Origin of the sequence: Streptococcus sp. NLN76, assembly GCF_015686645.1 — a bacterium.
Taxonomy (GTDB): Bacteria; Bacillota; Bacilli; order Lactobacillales; family Streptococcaceae; genus Streptococcus.
This window is the reverse complement of sequence record NZ_JADPMS010000006.1, coordinates 45920-64397: the sequence shown is the minus strand read 5'-3', so window position 1 is coordinate 64397 and position 18478 is coordinate 45920. Positions and strand designations below refer to the sequence as shown.

At 44.8% G+C, this 18478-nt stretch carries 13 protein-coding genes; 5 read left to right on the top strand and 8 right to left on the bottom strand.

Translation table 11 applies throughout. The features are described from left to right. Positions 1-409, top strand: a 409-nt coding sequence (locus I1A59_RS02300; RefSeq protein ID WP_196091203.1) for a transposase, incomplete at its 5' end; no start/stop codon positions are given. Positions 410-931: 522 nt separating this feature from the next. On the opposite strand, the gene I1A59_RS02295 is transcribed toward I1A59_RS02300, so the two are convergent. The 5 genes from I1A59_RS02295 to I1A59_RS02275 all read right to left on the bottom strand — a co-directional run bounded on the left by I1A59_RS02295 (position 932) and on the right by I1A59_RS02275 (position 10561). Then, positions 932-4171, bottom strand: coding sequence for a GBS Bsp-like repeat-containing protein (locus tag I1A59_RS02295; RefSeq protein WP_196091202.1), 3240 nt, complete (start codon positions 4169-4171; stop codon positions 932-934). A 113-nt stretch (positions 4172-4284) separates the two neighbouring features. Then, complete coding sequence (gene tpiA / locus I1A59_RS02290) at positions 4285-5043, bottom strand: triose-phosphate isomerase (protein WP_196091201.1); 759 nt, start codon at positions 5041-5043, stop codon at positions 4285-4287. Positions 5044-5190: 147 nt separating this feature from the next. Then, positions 5191-6387 (bottom strand): elongation factor Tu, encoded by a 1197-nt coding sequence (tuf, locus tag I1A59_RS02285; RefSeq protein WP_179925281.1) that lies wholly within the window; start codon positions 6385-6387, stop codon positions 5191-5193. A 133-nt stretch (positions 6388-6520) separates the two neighbouring features. Beyond that, positions 6521-9280, bottom strand: a complete 2760-nt coding sequence (gene ppc / locus I1A59_RS02280; RefSeq protein WP_196091200.1) for a phosphoenolpyruvate carboxylase — start codon at positions 9278-9280, stop codon at positions 6521-6523. A 57-nt stretch (positions 9281-9337) separates the two neighbouring features. Then, positions 9338-10561, bottom strand: a complete 1224-nt coding sequence (locus tag I1A59_RS02275) for an FtsW/RodA/SpoVE family cell cycle protein (protein ID WP_196091199.1) — start codon at positions 10559-10561, stop codon at positions 9338-9340. A 179-nt stretch (positions 10562-10740) separates the two neighbouring features. On the opposite strand from I1A59_RS02275, the gene I1A59_RS02270 reads away from it, so the two are divergent. The 4 genes from I1A59_RS02270 (at position 10741) to lysS (ending at position 14372) form a co-directional block, all read left to right on the top strand. Continuing rightward, entirely contained in the window at positions 10741-11628 is an 888-nt protein-coding gene (locus I1A59_RS02270; RefSeq protein WP_196091198.1) for a GH25 family lysozyme, read from the top strand. A gap of 64 nt (positions 11629-11692) precedes the next feature. After that, positions 11693-12175 carry an aminoacyl-tRNA deacylase gene (locus I1A59_RS02265; protein ID WP_196091197.1) on the top strand — a complete coding sequence of 161 codons (483 nt, stop codon included), beginning with the start codon at positions 11693-11695 and terminating at the stop codon, positions 12173-12175. Between the two features lie 2 nt (positions 12176-12177). Beyond that, positions 12178-12825 carry a histidine phosphatase family protein gene (locus I1A59_RS02260; protein WP_196091196.1) on the top strand — a complete coding sequence of 216 codons (648 nt, stop codon included), beginning with the start codon at positions 12178-12180 and terminating at the stop codon, positions 12823-12825. A gap of 56 nt (positions 12826-12881) precedes the next feature. Next, on the top strand, positions 12882-14372 hold the full coding sequence (lysS, locus tag I1A59_RS02255) for a lysine--tRNA ligase (protein ID WP_196091195.1): 1491 nt from the start codon (positions 12882-12884) through the stop codon (positions 14370-14372). 237 nt (positions 14373-14609) lie between these two features. Here lysS and I1A59_RS02250 read toward each other — a convergent pair whose 3' ends face one another. From I1A59_RS02250 to I1A59_RS02240, 3 genes are read right to left on the bottom strand one after another with little or no spacing between them, the layout of a single operon-like run. Then, complete coding sequence (locus I1A59_RS02250; protein ID WP_196091194.1) at positions 14610-15464, bottom strand: glycosyltransferase family 8 protein; 855 nt, start codon at positions 15462-15464, stop codon at positions 14610-14612. Continuing rightward, on the bottom strand, positions 15464-16000 hold the full coding sequence (locus tag I1A59_RS02245; RefSeq protein WP_196091193.1) for a dihydrofolate reductase family protein: 537 nt from the start codon (positions 15998-16000) through the stop codon (positions 15464-15466). Before I1A59_RS02245 ends, I1A59_RS02250 begins: the two co-directional genes overlap by 1 nt. 2 nt (positions 16001-16002) lie before the next feature. Next, the gene (locus I1A59_RS02240; protein ID WP_196091192.1) at positions 16003-18477 is read right to left on the bottom strand and encodes an ABC transporter permease; all 2475 of its coding nucleotides are present in this window, start codon (positions 18475-18477) and stop codon (positions 16003-16005) included. Position 18478 lies beyond the last annotated feature (1 nt).

Sequence of the window (18478 nt, the reverse complement as noted above, 5' to 3'; positions counted from 1 at the left end):
TGGTGCTAGCGAAGAATGTTTTCAACTTTACCGAAAACGAGGACAGTCTGAAAATTTCATAAAAGAGATGAAGTCTGGATTTTTTGGGGATAAGACAGATAGTTCAACTCTAATCAAGAATGAAGTTCGTATGATGATTTCTTGCTTGGCCTATAATCTTTCCTTATTTATGAAGCATCTAGCTAGTGGGTCTGTGAAGAATTTGACGATGAAACGTTTTCGGAAACTGTTTGTGAATATAGCTGGAAAATGCGTCAAAAGTGCTAGAAAACAAATTCTAAAACTGTCTAATCTCTATTCTCTGAAGGATGAGTTTCAGGCTCTCTTTGAGCGAATTTCCAGACTAGATTTCTCACTCCCCGTTCTCTATGCAGTAAGGGATACCAGTCCTCCTTTGTTAGGAAATTAGGATACCGAATCAAATAGAATACATTTTTAAAAATCGAGAGTCGCACCAAGGGCGGAGTCTACCCTTTTTTAGGGTGGTAAGGTAGCAGACCCATCTTTATTTATAGAAAAGCTTGATCGTTCATAAAAATCATCAGAACTGCAATTGTTTATTGCTTGTTTCTGATGATTTTTTTGATAGTTACGCAAAGATATTCAGGGTATGAATAATTCGGGATACTCATTAAATTTCAAAATCTGACGTTGTCAAGCCTCTTCGGTGAACTTCAGTTCTACCACCATCGGCTTTCCTAGTCATTTTTTTGAAATTTTTCGAGTATTCCGATTTTGAAGTTTGTCCAGTATAGTCTTTTAGTTTGCTTTTAGTACAAGGCAGCGAGTCGCAGGCAGTACTAAAGTACGGCAAGACGAGCTAACACAGTAATAAAAGATAAACTAAAAGAGTATATAAGCGTAAGAAAATACCCCAGACCCTCTGTCTACAAAAAAGAATCGGCACCTTGATGTGACCGATTCTTTTTCTTTACGCGCGTTTAACAGCAATTGCTGGAGAACCTAACTGGTTGTCTTCAGCCACACGACTGCGAACATTCCAGAGGTAATCTAGGCTATGCCAACCACTTAGAGATTTGGTGTAAGGATCTGAAACCTTAACTTTTCCGTCCTTGTATTCGGACAGCACAATCTCATGAGTAGATGGGTAGTTCACAAAGACACTCGCCCCTACCGCCAGTAGGACTGGATTCCCAGCTTGAAGAGCAGCCTGAATAGCATTACGGCTATTTAAAACTTCGTGTTTGTAACCCCACTTATTAACAGCCTTCACAATACCATTGGTCTCTGTTCCAGGCCCAAACTTGTTAAAAGCATTGGTATTGTGATAGATATAGTCTCCGACCTCAGTTGGTAAAACAGTTTTGCCGGAAAGTCCTGAGAAGACCATAGCTAGGCTGGTAGGAACACAACCTGTTGGTCCAAATTTGTAGCCACCATACCATTTTTGAGACCAGCGACTATCCAACTGGGAATAATAAGGTATTTCCACGCGAGCGGCTGCTTGTTTTGGAGCTGATGGAACAGCACTTGTGTTTGGCAAAGTTGTTTTTTCAAGTTTTGCCCGCTCTATTTTTGCAAGTGCAAGGAGCTTATCGATATCGATACCACCAGGACAAAGAGTTGCGGACACCTCGTCATGACCAACCACGTGGTTGTGGTCCAATGGAATATCATAACGGAGGGAAATATCCGCAATCAACTTCGCTGAATTGCGATATGTTGCCTCAGCAATGGTCCAATGTGGGCCTAAACTATTGTTGAGGTGCTCAATACCAATGGAACGTTGATTGGTTGGATAATGCCCTGCATGCCAAGCCACTTCGTTTTCTGGCACAACTCCCCAAATCTTGTCTGGAGTCACTTGATAGTGGGCTGAAGTTTCATTGCCGTTGCGAATATACCAAGTTGCTCGGGCTCCTTCGTCACTCATTCCAGCATTGTGATGAATCACAATCCGATCAATCTTCACACGATTTTTATCAGAGTAGACTGGATTTTCATCAATATGGGTAACAGTTCCAGAATATTTCTTATTCCCGATCCATTTTTCAGGAAGGCCTTTACCAGAAGTTGATTGATTCCCTTGAGTCTCCTCTTTTTTCTCTTCAAGAGTATGCGATGGCCCATAAGCTACATAACGTCTTTGTCCAGTATAGGAAATATAAGATAACCAGTGGTAACCGTTGGTTGTTACAATTCGATCATAATTTACTTTGTTCCCGACTTCATAAACCGCAAGGGTCGGACTTGTTACAACAGGTTCATTCTTTACATCCGAACGTTTCGTAAATGTGTAACTACCTTGAGCCGGGAGATTATGTGGAATTGGCCGACTAACAACGATCGTTTTTTGAGGAACGGTTACCCTTGTTCCAGATAAAAATTCACGCTTATTTTGATTGGTTACGTAATAAACATGGGTGAGATAGCTACCCGCGGCATTCTTATGATCCTTGGTTTCAATCCGGACTTTATAACTACCATCCGCTTGTTTTACAGCCTTATGCCAGATAAGATCATCTTGACCATTTTTCTCAGACCAAGTTGGAACTAGAACTTCCTTCACTCCTTGTGGGTGGTTGACTTGTGAGACCACAACATCAAAGCCTGTTGAACTGATGTTACTTCCTGTCACCTGACCTGTTTTTTGAACCACTGGAGCTTGAGGGACAGTTACCTTGGTTCCAGTCACATATTCCCGTTTATTTTGGTTTGTCACATAGTAAACATGGGAGACATAGCTACCCGCGTCATTCTTATGATCCTTGGTTTCAATCCGGACTTTATAACTACCATCCGCTTGTTTTACAGCCTTATGCCAGATAAGATCATCTTGACCATTTTTCTCAGACCAAGTTGGAACCAAAACCTCTTTGACTCCTTGTGGGTGGTTGACTTGTGAGACCACAACATCAAAGCCTGTTGAACTGATGTTACTTCCTGTCACCTGACCTGTTTTTTGAACCACTGGAGCTTGTGGGATAGTTACCTTGGTTCCAGTTACATATTCCCGTTTATTTTGGTTCGTCACATAGTAAACATGGGAGACATAGTTACCCGCGTCATTCTTATGATCCTTGGTTTCAATCCGGACTTTATAACTACCGTCCGCTTGTTTTACAGCCTTATGCCAGATGAGATCATCTTGACCATTTTTCTCAGACCAAGTTGGAACTAGAACTTCCTTCACTCCTTGTGGATGGTTTACATTACTAACAACAACCTCAAAACCGGATGCAGAGACACTAGAGGTTGAGATGCGACCTGTTTTCTCTACCTTCACTTCTGGTGTCACTGGGCGACTTGGTTGAGTCGACTGAGCACCGATTGCTACGTAACGACGGGTACCTGAATAAGAAATGTAAGAAATCCAAGTATAATTGTCCACATTTAAAACGCGGTCATAACGAACAGACTGACCTGGACGATAGGTTGCTAGGTCTGGACTCGTGATTCGAGCTTCGTTTTTAACACCCGCAGTTTGGCTAAAAGTATAGGTTCCTTGAGGTGCCAAGGCTTTCAAGGTATTGGCAACTGCTGAATCCGTAGTTTGACCAGCATTATTTTGAGCCGGAAGGGCCACATAACGTCGAGTGCCTGAAGCTCCGATATAGGACAACCATTGGCGCTGTTCCCGATTCAAGACCTGATCATAGACGACCGATTGGCCCTTACTATAAGTCGCAACAACGCTAGAGGCCAATCGGGGTTCAGAGTGAACTTCTGCGACTTCTTCAAAAACATAGGTTCCTGAGTTTGGTAGTTGGTTACTTGTTTCTGCCGAACCAGATGTTGCAGCACGCCGGAAGGGAGTTGCTGAAGCGGGCTGAACTGATTCAGTTTTAATAGATGCAGAATTCACAGAAGGCAAGGTTGATGTTTCCTCTGTAGATGCACTCGCTTCACTTGAAGAGACTGCTTTAGAAGATGAACTAGGGCTGGTCGCCACATCAGTAGAAGGAGCCAAGGATGCCCCTAAGCTTGTCTGAGGCGTTGCAAGTTCTGAACTTGGATTTGTTTCTAGTGTTCCATTCGCTTGAGGCTCAGACGTCACTGTTTGGCTGGATGATTCACCCGTGACAGTGGTTTCTGAATAACTATCCGCCTGTACTTGCCCTCCCATGAAGACAAGGCTAGCAATTAAAACAGAAGCCGCACCGAATGAATATTTCCGGATGGAAAAACGTTGCTGAGATCTCTGATTCATAATGACTATTTCCTTTATTTTTTCTTAAAGTTACCCATTTATTTTATACTAAGTTTTTGTTTTTTTCAATGAACGCATCAAAAAAAAGCCCGAGAAATCGGGCTTCTAAACCATTAGTTTACAAAATCTAAAAGAGCTAGGAAGCTATCCACTTCAAGGGAAGCACCCCCAACAAGAGCTCCATCTACATCTGGGCAAGCCATGTAATCTTTCACATTTGATGGATTTACAGAACCACCGTATTGCACACGAACTTTGTCTGCCACTTCTTGACCAAAGTCTGCAGCAACAACATCACGAACAGCTTTACACATTTTTTGTGCGTCGTCCTGAGTTGCAGATTTACCAGTACCGATAGCCCAGATTGGCTCATAAGCAATCACAAGTGAGGATACTTGCTCAGCTGAAAGACCTTTAAGAGCTGCTGAGACTTGTGCTCCAACAAACTCAACTGCTTGTCCAGCTTCATAAGTTTCAAGTGACTCACCACAACAGATAATTGGTGTCATACCATTACGGAAGATAGCATGTGCTTTTTTGTTGATATCTTCATCTGTTTCGTGGAAGTAGTCACGACGCTCTGAGTGACCGATCACAACGTAGTCAACACCCATTTCGTTCAAAACTTTAGGGCTAGTTTCACCTGTGAAGGCACCCGCATCTTCAAAGTAACAGTTTTGCGCTGCCACTTTAAGGTCTGAATCTTTAGAAAACCATAGAAGTGCGTTCAAATCAACTGCTGGTGCAGCAATCGCTGCTTCAACAAGATCAGCTGATGGCAATTTGCCTGTTAGTCCCTCAACGAAAGCTTGTGCTTCTTGAGGGTTTTTGTTCATTTTCCAGTTACCTGCGATAATTGGTTTACGTGACATTTCACATACCTCTTCTATTTTTATTACAGTCCTTATTTTATCACAAAGACGAGCAGAAAAAAAGGGAAATCAAAAAAACACTAGCCTGGCCAAAGACCAAGCTAGTGCTGTTCTGACTTAAATTGTTAATCTAGGAAATGAACCGAATTAAGCTTCGATTTCAGTAACCATACCTGAACCAACAGTACGTCCACCCTCACGGATAGAGAATGTTGTTCCTTGTTCCACGGCGATTGGGTGGATCAACTCAACGTCGATTGTCACGTTATCACCAGGCATAACCATTTCAGTACCTGCTGGCAACTCGATAGAACCAGTTACGTCAGTTGTACGGAAGTAGAATTGAGGACGGTAGTTGTTGAAGAATGGAGTATGACGTCCACCTTCTTCTTTAGTAAGGATGTAAACTTCACCTTTAAATTTAGTGTGTGGGTTGATAGAACCTGGTTTAGCGATAACTTGTCCACGTTCAATCTCATCACGTTGAACACCACGAAGAAGAACCCCAACGTTGTCTCCTGCAAGACCTTCGTCCAATTGTTTACGGAACATTTCAACTCCAGTAACAACTGCTTTAGTAGTTTCTTCTTTGATACCAACGATTTCGATTTCGTCATTGACACGAACCACACCACGGTCGATACGTCCTGACGCAACAGTACCACGACCAGTGATTGAGAATACGTCCTCGACTGGAAGAAGCAATGGTTTGTCAGTATCGCGTTCTGGTTCTGGAATGTATGAGTCAACAGTATCCATCAATTCCATGATGATGTCTTCAAATGCTGAATCACCTTCAAGCGCTTTAAGAGCTGAACCTTGGATAACTGGTAGGTCATCACCTGGGAAATCGTATTCTGAAAGAAGGTCACGGATTTCCATTTCAACCAACTCAAGCAATTCTTCATCGTCAACAAGGTCAACTTTGTTCATGAAGACGATCAAGTTTTTAACACCAACCTGACGTGAAAGAAGGATGTGCTCACGAGTTTGTGGCATTGGTCCATCTGTAGACGCAACTACAAGGATCGCTCCGTCCATTTGAGCCGCACCAGTGATCATGTTTTTAACGTAGTCCGCGTGTCCTGGAGCGTCGATGTGAGCGTAGTGACGTTTTTCAGTTTCGTACTCAACGTGTGCAGTGTTGATGGTGATTCCGCGTTCGCGCTCTTCTGGAGCAGCGTCGATAGAAGCGTAATCTTTAGGTTGGTTAACTGATGAAGGCAAACGACGTGCCAAAACAGTTGTAATCGCTGCAGTTAGGGTAGTTTTACCGTGGTCAACGTGTCCAATTGTACCAACGTTAACGTGGGGTTTACTACGATCGTATTTTTCTTTTGCCATTTGGGTAAAAGCCTCCAATAAAATATATTTTATAGATAGACAGTAGGCAATACAGTCTAACTTTCCCTACTATTCTATCAGACTGTTAGAAAAAATCAAGCCTTTTACTTCTTTTTTTAATTTTTTCCATTGATTAGCCCGAGTTCCGAAGCCCTGTCGCAATCCCATTGATAGTGGTTGCAATTAAGGAATTGGCTTCTTCCGGTAATACCCCCTCACGCTTACGCCGGATTAACTCTACCTGGATGTAATTTAAGACATCGAAGTAAGGCATGCGGTAGGACAAACTATTCGATAGATAGGTATTATCCGCCAAAAGTTGATCGCTCTCTTCTATTAGCAAGAGACTTTCTTTGGTTTTTTCCCATTCCGCAAAAATCAGGTCAAACACTTCCGCTACCTGAGAATCCTGTACCAAGTCTCGATAGTGGGCCGCAATGGTCATATTGGATTTGGCCAACACCATATCCACATTGGAGAGTAACCCTCGGAAAAACGGCCAGTTCTGATACATGTGACGGAGAATCGAGAGCCACTCAGGATCCTCCGCCATCAAAGTCTGAAAGGCCTGACCAACCCCGTACCAACCTGGTAACATGATGCGATTCTGAGACCAAGAGAAAACCCAAGGAATAGCCCGTAATCCTGAAATTTCAGTAATCGTTTTCCGAGCCGCTGGCCGGGAACCAATGTTGAGACTAGAAATTTCGGTAATCGGACTAGCTTCAAAGAAGAACTCATAGAAAGCTGGATTTTCAAAAACTAAGTCTCTATAAGCCTGGTAGCTCGTTTCGACAAGGTGGTTCATAACCCGACCATAGGTCTCACGCTGCTCCGGACTCAATTCCGCTTCCAGATTCAACATACGGTCTAACGAAGCAGATAGAAGCATTTCTAAATTGTAATAAGCAGCTTCCTTATTTCCATATTTATTAGCAATCACTTCCCCTTGCTCGGTCAAACGCAAACGATCTCGAATACTTTCCAAGGGTTGAGCAATAATGGCTTCATAAGTCGGACCGCCACCACGACCAACTGTCCCCCCGCGTCCATGGAAGAAGGTCACTTTAACGCCAAATTCTTGACCTAACTTTTGCAGATCCTCTTGGGCTTGATAGAGAGACCAAACTGAGGAAAGATAGCCTCCATCCTTATTACTATCCGAATAGCCCAACATAATCTCTTGATAGCCATTGCGTGAAGCAATCCATTTTTGAACCAAATCCAAGGATAGATAGGAACGCATGGTCTGTCGAGAAGCCTCTAAATCCTCAATTGTTTCAAAGAGAGGCACCAATTGAAGACGGGTCGCATCACGGTTGACCAGCCCAACTTCTTTCAAAAGCGTTGCCAATTCCAACAGATCAGAAACACTGGTTGCATGAGAAATGATTGATTGCCGAATGACGTCTTCGCCCAATACATCTTTCAGTTTGGCTGCCATTTCGAAAATAGCCAACTCCTTAGCTAATAGCTCACTTTTGGCAAGAGTGGGAGCCGAAAGTGGTCGTGGGTCTTCCTCCAATAATCTGAGCAAAAGAGCCACCTTATCTTCCTCTTCAAGCTCTGAATAATGCTCCTCAATCCCTGCTGTCGTTAGTAGCTCAGCTACACAGGCCTCGTGCACACTCGAATCCTGACGCATATCAATGCTAGCTAAGTAGAAACCAAAAACTTCTACTGCCGTAATTAACTGACTCAGTTTCCCTGACGCTAAGTGACGCTGCCCAAAAGCCATAAAGGAAGACTGTACCTGTTCCAACTCTGCCTTGAATTCTTCAGCAGTCGCATAGGCGGGAATTTTATCCCAATTGCGCTCCTGCTGCATTTTGATCAATTCTTTCCCAGCCAAGGCCAACTCCTCTGGCTGTCCCAAGAAAACCTGCATTTCCTTTTGAGTTTTCAGAAGGCGATCCCGAATCCAAGAAAGGGCGCGACGATAAGGTTCTTTTTCTCTAAAAACAGAATTATCTTGTGAAAGGTCAGCCAAACGAGCTACCTGGGAACTCACATCCGTCAAATTAAGGGAAACAGAGTAATCCCGGTAGAGCTTATTCAAAGACTGAAGATAATAATCAAAAAGAACTTCCTGCTGAACACGAGCGGATACTCGTAGAGTTTCCGCTGTCACAAAGGGATTCCCATCTCGGTCTCCACCAATCCACATCCCCATAGCTATCGGGCGACTGTGAGGAACGGACAGACCTTCTTCTTTGGCCAAGTCCCGGTAAGTTTGAGTCAAGCGTGGGACAGCCTCCAGTAGCGAGCTGCGATAATAGGCCATCGCGTTAACAATCTCGTTTTTAACCGTCAGCTTTTGTTCCCGGATAAGGTCGGTTTGTAGGATAGTCTCCAAATAACGGTAGAGTTCCTCCTCCCACTCATTCTGATTGAGATCACCGGGCAAGGCCATTCGCTTGCGTTTGAGCAAGTCATGAATCTGAGAAGTTAAATCCAATAGGGATTTGCGTTGAACCTGAGTCGGATGAGCCGTCAAAACAGGTACCACTTGTAATTGCTCCAAAAGTTCCTGCGCATTGTCCATCTGAGCAGTCCGTGCCACAGCCTGACTGAGTTTTCCCAAGTAGTCCTCAGCCAGATTATTCCGGCGTTGGATGGTCACTTCCAAGTCCACATCTTCCGCAATATTAATAAGCAAGGGCACGACTGCAAAATAACGAACCAAGAGAGAAATTCGGTCTGTCTCTAAATTTCGAAGATAACTCGCAATCTTTTCATCCTGACCTTGGACGACCCAATCTTTAATCTGGTCCATCTCAACCAGCATCTCTGACCCATAAGCCGCTTCAACAATTTGGTTAACCATACTTTTCAATTCATAAGCGTCCTGAGCGATGGCATCCGCTGATACCTGGTATTCTAATTTTTCCATGTTTACTCCTCTACACAAAAAGAGGCGTAGACGGTTGGCCCCGTCCCTGCCTCACATTCAAGCTCTTTCGCCAGGCGAATCACCTACTTGGATTTCCAAGTCCCTTTTCTTTTCCGCAGCGTCAACATTTAAAACAAAAGCAATGGCAATGGACAAGACAAGGAGGCTATTCCCCCCTTGCGAAAGGAAGGGAAATGTCACCCCGGTTGAGGGAATCAAGCCTGAGATTCCACCAATATTAACAAAGGTCTGCGTTAGCAAAAGCCCACCAACTCCTGTGGCTAAAAGGGCATTAAACGGATCTCGGGCTCGAATCCCAACCAGTAGCACCCGTAAAATAAGGAAGAAGAGGAGACCTAAAATCAGACTGGCTCCTACAAATCCTAACTCCTCAATGACAATAGCAAACACAAAGTCCGTATGGGCCTCCGGTAAGTAGCCATTTTTCTCGATTGAGTTCCCCAGGCCCATACCAAACCAGCCACCATTACTCATGGCATAATAGGAATTAGCCAACTGGTGACCGGAATCAGATAAGTCCTCGAAAGGATTATAAAAGGCACTAAAACGCTTAGCAATATATCCAAAAAGTGGCACGTTGGCCACGACATCCACCCCAATCAAACGAATGGCTCCCAAGACGGCTGCGGATAAAACGGCAATCCCTCCCATAAAGGTCGCAAACCAACGATAGGAAATTCCACTTAGGGAAATCATAATCACAACCAAAAGGGACAGGATAGTGGCGTTCCCCAAATCCGGAAGGGAGGCGATGACAGCTAAGGACACAAGAACCGCAATCCGCCAATCAGAAAATGAGCGTGGAAAAAACTGATTTTGAGTCAAGGCATAATAGTCACTTTTAGCTATCAGTTCTTGTTGCCGACTAAACACAGAAGCTAGGTACCAAATCATCACAATTTTGAGGTACTCAGCTGGCTGTAAACTTAAGGGCCCCAAAAGGATCCAACCGCGGGCACCATTAATCTGGGCCCCAAAAATTCTGGAGATGATCAACAAGAGAATAACCAACCACATGACGATGGTCACCAACCGTTGGTTTTTCAAAAAGTCTAATTTAAACTTATATATTAAAGCGACCCCAATTAAACTCGCAATCCAGAAGACCCCCTGTGTCAGTACCGAACTAAAGGGATTTCCACCACTTTGGATGGAATTGGCACTGGTCGTTGAATACACCACAATCAAGCCCAAAATAGACAAGATGAGGTAAGGAATCAGGATTGAATAGTTTAACAAGTAGCGTTTTTCAATCTTCATTGCATACCCGATTTTTCTAAAAATTCAGCCTTGATTATACCATTTTCCCAATCGAAAAAAAAGGGAAACCCCATCCCCTATTCACCTGAGTGACCCCAGTTTCCCAAAAATGGGCTTTTTTCCGCCAAATCAGGCGAGATTTCTTGTTTTTTCCACCATTTTAAGATAGAATGAACCTTATGAGACAAAGGATAAAACCGATTTTTATCGCAATCTTTTTTGGTTTCTTCTTTCTCAGTTTAATTGTCGGCCATATCCAAGTACAAGGGTTACGAGCCGAACAAGAAGCCGCACGAGCAGCAAAGGCTGCCGAGGAGTCGCGAAAGAGTAAGCAAGATACGACCAAAAAGAAAGAAACGACCAACGAGGAAGTCAACCTCCGTCCCATCGTCGACCTCTCTGGTTGGCAACTACCAGAAGAAATAGACTATGACGTTATGGCCGAGTCCATTTCAGGTGCCATCATTCGTGTCCACAGTGGCGCTCAAGCCAAAAAGGAAAATGCGGCTACCTACCTGAATGGCATTGACAAATCCTACCAGAAACACATTGAAGAATTCCAAAAACGGGATATTCCTGTTGCTGTCTACGCTTATGTAGCAGCTGGATCCGTTAAGGAGATGGAGAAGGAGGCTACCGAATTCTACGAAGCCTCTGCCAAATACAAACCAAGCTACTACTGGCTCGATGTGGAAGAAAAAACCATGTCCAATATGGACAAGGGCGTCGAGGCCTTTCGTGCTAAACTGCAGGATTTAGGCGCTAAGAATATTGGAATCTACATTGGAACCTACTTTATGGAAGAGCACAGCATCTCCACTGATAAGTTTGATGCCGTTTGGTTCCCAACTTATGGAGTCGATTCTGGTTATTACAATGCTGCCCCTTCTACGGATATTGATTATGACCTTCACCAATACACTTCCCGAGGTTGGCTACCCGGATTTGATAAGGAGGTTGACCTTAATCAAATTTCCCCTTTAAAAAATACCGCCAAAACCTATAAAAAATTATTCCAAAGGGACGCTGCTGATTACCAATATCAAACTGAATCCCAGACCGAATAGAAATTGTGGCTGGGACTTTTATCGTCCCAGCCTCTCTTTTGGTTAAAACTGATAAAGGAGTTTTATGGCTAAGAAAACATTAAAGAAAACCTTGGTGGAACAAATTCTCACCAAGGCAGGCATCACCCATCAAGCCCATCACTTCAACGGTTTAGAAGGACAAACCCCTGACGAACTTGACCGGGCTCGCATTTTTAAAACCTTGGCCCTTAAGGGAGACAAGACTGGACCGATCATTGGAGTGCTTTCTATCGAAGATCACCTTTCTGAGAAAAAACTCGCCACCATATCCGGAAATAAAAAGGTCCAAATGATTCCTCAAAAAGATTTGGAGAAAACCACTGGCTATATTCACGGGGCCAACAACCCCGTTGGAATCCGTCAGCGTCATCATTTCCCTATCTACATTGATGATCGTGCCCTAGACTTCACCAGTATCCTAGTCTCAGCCGGTGAAATTGGACGAAGTGTCCAATTATCTGCTCAAGACTTAGCCGACTTCGTCGGAGCCAGCTTTGCAAATTTTCGTGAAAAAGGAGAAGAATAGAAATGAAGTTATACTTTGTTCGCCATGGTCGAACGGAATGGAATGAAGAAGGCCGTTTTCAAGGGGCCAGCGGAGATTCTCCACTCCTACACCAAGCCATCTTGGATATTGAGAGGCTTGGAAAACACCTTCAAGACGTGAGTTTCGACCGCATCTTCTCCAGTGATCTACCACGCGCCCTCCATACCGCTCAAATCATTCAGTCTCAGAATCGAACACCAGTGGATATCGAACCCCAAGCTGCCTTACGAGAATGGCAGCTTGGCCGGTTAGAAGGGCAGAAGATTACCACCATGGAAGCCATCTATCCCCAACAAATTCAAGCTTTCCGTCACAACCTTGCCAAGTTCAATTATGATATGTTTGGGGCTGAGTCCGTTTACCGGACTACCCGTCGGGTGACCCAGCTGGTTCACTCTCTTAAGGATGAACCTTACGACCAGGTGTTGTTCATTGGCCATGGAGCCAATTTGGTGGCCTCACTTCGAACCCTTTTAGGGGTTAAACCTGCCTTGTTGCGGGATTGGGGTGGTTTGTCGAATGGAAGCTTGACCATCTTAGAAACTGATGATTTCAGAGATTTCCAAGTCCTTAGTTGGAACGACACCAGCTTTTTAGAGTCTGTGAAAGTCAAACCTATCCACTCATAACCCTTTCAATTGTGATAAAATAAAACATAAGTAAACGGATGACAGAGGAGGAAAATATGTCACACCATCTAACAGAGGAACTCAATGACCAGCAAATCATTCGTCGGGAAAAAATGCAGGCCTTGGCGGAAGCTGGCATTGATCCCTTCGGTCACCGCTTCGAACGAAGCGCTAATTCTGCGGATTTGAAAGAAAAATATGCGGATTTGGATAAGGAAGCCCTTAATGACTTGAATGAGTCCGCTACAATCGCCGGTCGCTTAATGACCAAGCGTGGCAAAGGGAAGGTCGGCTTTGCCCACGTCCAAGACCGTGATGGCCAAATTCAAATTTATGTACGTAAAGATGAAGTTGGCGAAGAAAACTATGAAATCTTTAAAAAAGCGGATTTAGGTGACTTTATCGGAGTTGAGGGTCAAGTCATGCGGACTGATATGGGAGAATTGTCCATCAAGGCTAGCCGCCTAACCCACTTATCCAAAGCCCTTCGACCACTTCCAGAAAAATTCCATGGTCTATCAGATGTTGAAACCATCTACCGCAAGCGCTATTTGGATCTCATATCCAATCGTGAAAGCTTTGAGCGCTTCATTGCTCGCTCCAAAATTGTTTCTGAGATCCGACGTTATCTAGATAACCAAGGTTTCCTTGAAGTAGAAACTCCAGTCCTTCATAATGAAGCTGGTGGGGCTGCTGCTCGACCATTCGAAACCCATCACAATGCACAAAACATGGATATGGTCCTCCGCATTGCGACGGAACTCCATCTGAAACGCTTAATCGTTGGTGGTATGGAACGGGTCTACGAGATGGGACGGATCTTCCGTAATGAAGGAATGGATGCTACCCACAACCCTGAGTTCACGACAATTGAAGCCTACCAAGCCTATGCAGATTTCCAAGACATCATGGACTTGGTTCAAGGAATTATTCAAGCTGCCGCTAAAGCCGTGACAGACCAAGCGGTTATTACCTACCAAGACCAAGAAATCAATATCGGTCATGACTTTGCGCGTGTGCACATGATTGACGCCATCAAAGAGATTACTGGAGTGGATTTCTGGCAAGCAATGACACTGGAACAAGCCCAAGAACTAGCAAAAGAGTACAAGGTTCCTGTGGAAAAACACTTCACATCTGTTGGCCATATCATCAACGCCTTCTTTGAAGAATTCGTAGAAGACACCTTGGTGCAGCCAACTTTCATCTATGGTCACCCAGTTGAGGTTTCTCCATTAGCCAAGAAAAATACGGAGGACCCTCGCTTCACAGACCGCTTTGAACTCTTTATCGTTGGTAAAGAATTTGCCAATGCCTTCACAGAGTTGAACGACCCTATCGACCAACTATCCCGCTTTGAAGCTCAAGCTAAAGCCAAAGAATTGGGCGATGATGAGGCAACCGGAATCGACTACGACTTCGTGGAAGCCCTCGAATACGGAATGCCACCAACCGGTGGACTTGGAATCGGAATTGACCGCCTCGTCATGCTTCTTACAAACGTAACAAGTATCCGCGACGTCCTCCTATTCCCAACTATGAAATAAGACAAAAGAAAGACCTCCTGAACATCAAGATCAGGAGGTCTTTGTGACTTCATCCTCATTGCATTTTATACTCTTTTAGTCTATCTTTTATTACTGTGTTAGCTCGTCTTGCCGTACTTCAGTACTGTCTGCGACTCGCTGCCTTGTACTAAAAGCAAACTAAAAGACTATAAATCTGAGACTCATTACATTTCAAAATCTGACTTTATCAGACCTCTTTGATGAACATAATGAGTATCACACCCTATCAACCCGTTCCCTGGCCTTCTTGGCCATATATTTATAAAGACCGGCATAGCGGGAGCGGTATCCAGCTTTCCAAGGTTTATCTCGTCCAGCAAAGTGAAGAAAAACGGTGTTTGCAATAACCCAGTCCAAATCCCACTGGTTATTACTTCGGGCTTGGTAGAGCATACTGTAGCGAGCGTCGTAATTGTAGATTTCATCTGGCAACGCTAGCACCCGATCCGCATACAGACCATTGAGGACGTCCTGGTCCGGTAGAATCAGAAAGTTTTTATTTTTAGCGATATAATCTAGAATCGCCTGACGCTCAACCGCTTCTCGAATGGCCGTCAGATTCATCAAAAGAACCCCCGTATTGAAATAGGAGGATTCCATCTCGAAATTTTGCAGGCGTAATTTGTTGACAAAATCTAAAATGTCTCCGTCTGCATTGTGACTAGCTGCAGCATAAAGCGCTGTTCCCATCTCCATCTGGTATAGAGAAGTGAAGTCATTGAGACAGAGAATATCTGCATCCAAGTAGAGAATTCGCTCCAAATCTTGAGGCAAAAACTCTTGAGCTAAAAGTCGATAGTAGATCGTATCAGGATACCGATCGGTCGTCGGAGCATCTTTGAAAATCTGATTGCCCACTACAACCGGATGGTAAGAATACCCTAATCCTTGGCAGTAAGTCGCTAATTCCTCTTCCCTAGCCAAACTCTCTTTCTGCATCAAGTAAATCGCAACCTTCTTCTCCCCCAGTTCCTGTTGGATGGAATAAAGTGTTACCTTGAGCTGATCTACATAGCCATCATCAATGACAAATAATAGGTTTAATTCTTGCACCTCTCCTCCCCCTTTCATCAAGTGTCAGCCTTTCGGTATCGCAACAGAGCGATGCCATCAGTCACGGTGGATTCAACCAATTTCAAAGAAATTTCTGGCAGGGTCTGATCAAACAGACGACGTCCTTTTCCTAGAATAACCGGTACCACCCCTAAAATGTACTCGCTCACCAAGTCTTCCGCAATCAAACTATCGGCAATCTGAGCACCACCAAAAAGCCAAATCGGCCCACCTTCTTCAGCTAGTAACTCTTTTACAGAACTTACTACGTCGGGCGTAAAGTGAACATTGTCCCTTTTTTCCTCAGGCCCCCGCCGAGCTACCAGGAATTGCTTCTCCTTTGCACCTGGAATCTCATCCAACCCTAATTCTAGAAAAGACCTGTGGCCTAGGACGACCGTATCACAGCTTTCAAAAAAAGCCGCATTATCAAATTGTAAAGCAGTATTGGCCATGGAATCGTCCGGCGCTTGGATCCAATCATAAGAGCCATCTTCACGCGCCACATAACCATCCAAACTCACTGCAAGATTTAAGACTAATTCTCGTTTCATCCTTACTCCAAAGATTTTAAGGCATCCAACATCGGAATGCGATTGATTTTTTCTTGTATAAAGAAATAGAGGCCCATCAAGACCAACATTAATAGCACCAGGGGCAAAAGATAGGGTGTGTACCCCATGTCTCGGCTAAAGATCACACCTGCTGGCGCAATCTGACCTAAGAGAAACCCATGTAGGTAATAGCCAGCAACCAAGCCCAAAAGAGCACCCAAACTTGTCAAATACAAGAGTTCCTTATACAACAAGCGCTGCATCTCACGGGGGTAAAAGCCCAAGACCTTCATGGTCGCTAACTCCCTTGTTCGCTCATGTAGGTTGAGCAAGGTCAATGTAATTAAAATAATCACAACCAAACCCAGCGAAAGGAAAGATACCAGATACATGGTCTGATTCAAAGACTGGGAGGTATCACGGAAGAAAGACTCCATCAAAGCTGTATCCTCCAAACTCAAGGTCCCAGTCGATTTCAAGGCGGACTCCCTAAAAGCCGCTTCCTCCTCTTCAGACAACTGCCACAACTGGGCATTGGCTTCCACGTCCCCAGACATGTGAGCCGGCGACAAATAGAGGGTATAGCCCACATACTGTCGCACAATTCCGCCCACTGTCCAAGTTTTACCAACAAGGGACACGTGATCTCCTACGCTAACCCCCAGTTCCTCGGCCAAGGGTTGGCTGAGAACCACACCGGCTTGCTCCAAATCTAAATCCTGACCAGTCTGCCAATCTTCAAGGCGGATCATGTCGCTCCAGGTCTGGTTCGGTAATTGGGTCAGAACCTGCAGACGCCCTGTCTCTCGAGGCAAGTCCAGCTCCTCTTCTTGATAATAGAGACTAAGCGAGCGACCTTGATCATAGTGGAAAGGTTGGCCTTCACGATGGATCAGCAAGGCATCGTAGTTCCAAACATGGTGAAACTGCTTGTCCGCCACACCGGCGATCGACACCTGCAGACCAAGGGCCGCAACCAGCAAAGCGATGGAGCCCAAGACTCCTAAGACGGTCATCAGCATGCGTTGCTTATACCGAAACAGGTTGCGGGCTAAGAGTTTCTGGCTGAAATTCAACCGAGACCACATGCCAGGTAGCCTTTCCAAGAAAATTCGTTTCCCCTTGCTAGGGGGCTTGGGTCGCATGAGTTGGCTGGTGGACTGCCTTAAGTCTGGCACTAAGAGCCATAACAAGGGCAAGAGTATCGACAAACCGCCCAGCCCCAATGACCAAAGGAAGGGGGGCCAACTGAGGCTTTGCTCAATTCCTGTAAAAACGGTGCCTTGTAGGAGAATGGCCTGAATCATAGGGGCTAGAATCCCCACACCCAATAGACCACCGACCCCTGCTCCCAAAGCTGCCAAAAGGAGGCCATAACTGACAAACTTAAACATCAAAGCCAGAGGACCATAGCCTAAAGCTGACAACAAGCCCATATTCTGCCGTTCATCTTGAACAAGCCGCACCATACTGGTCAAAGCCACCAAAATGGTCACACCATAGAAAATCGGTGGTATCCAGTTGGCAACTTTTTTCAGGCTTGTAATACTGGTATCTAAGTAGGTATAGCTTGAGGATCCTGGGAACTCTCCCATGTCTAAGACTTCAAAGAGCTCCTGCCCTTCCAGTCGTTGAACAGCTTCTTCATAAACCGTAAGTTGCTGCTGGCCCTCCTGCAAACTTCGCTGGTTGCGTTCCAACTCCATCTTAGATAGATATTCCTGAGCTTGTATGAAGTTTTGCTGCGCCTGCTGCAAGTCCTTCTTCTGTTGACGCAGATCCGCCTGCGCCGCCTCCCAACTCCTGCTCTCCTGGTCAGCCAACCACATCTCTAGCTGATTTTGAGTCGCCTCACCACCACCTATCTGTGCTAGGTTAGCTTTTTGATTTTTAAAAAAAGTAGAGGGAACAAAACCATATACATCAACTTGCCCCTGACCTAAAAGACTAGGACCGAAATCCTCTTGGGAAATGAGCTGACTAGACTGGGCGAAACCTGTTATGGTCAGCCTTTTGACACCTCCAAGCCAGTCCAGTTCGACATCTTGACCCTGTTTAAAATCAGACTTAGCCACTTTCCCCAAGACTATTTCAGAATCTAAACTCGGAAGCTGGCCTTCTAGATTCCATAACTGAGCTAGCTCATCCGGCAGGGAGAAAAGCCGAAGTACCCGACCATCTTGCAAGAGAACATCTTGCATATAACCGAAATTCATTGTCACATTCTGCTCTTTGAGCTCTTGCTCCAGCTCCTTTTTCTCTTCTTGGCTAAAACCAAGTTTGGCTAAGACTGTGACGTGAGGAACGGCCTGTTCTGCTTTAAAGGCTGTCAACCAACTGTCGAGGCTAGGACCGGCCAACTGCAGGCCGACCAAAACAAAGGCTGACAAGGTCAGTAGACTGGCCAAGGCTAAAAAGCGGCTCCAACTCGACTGAAGCGTTCGGAGTAAACTGAGCCAATAAGTCTTTTTCAGCATA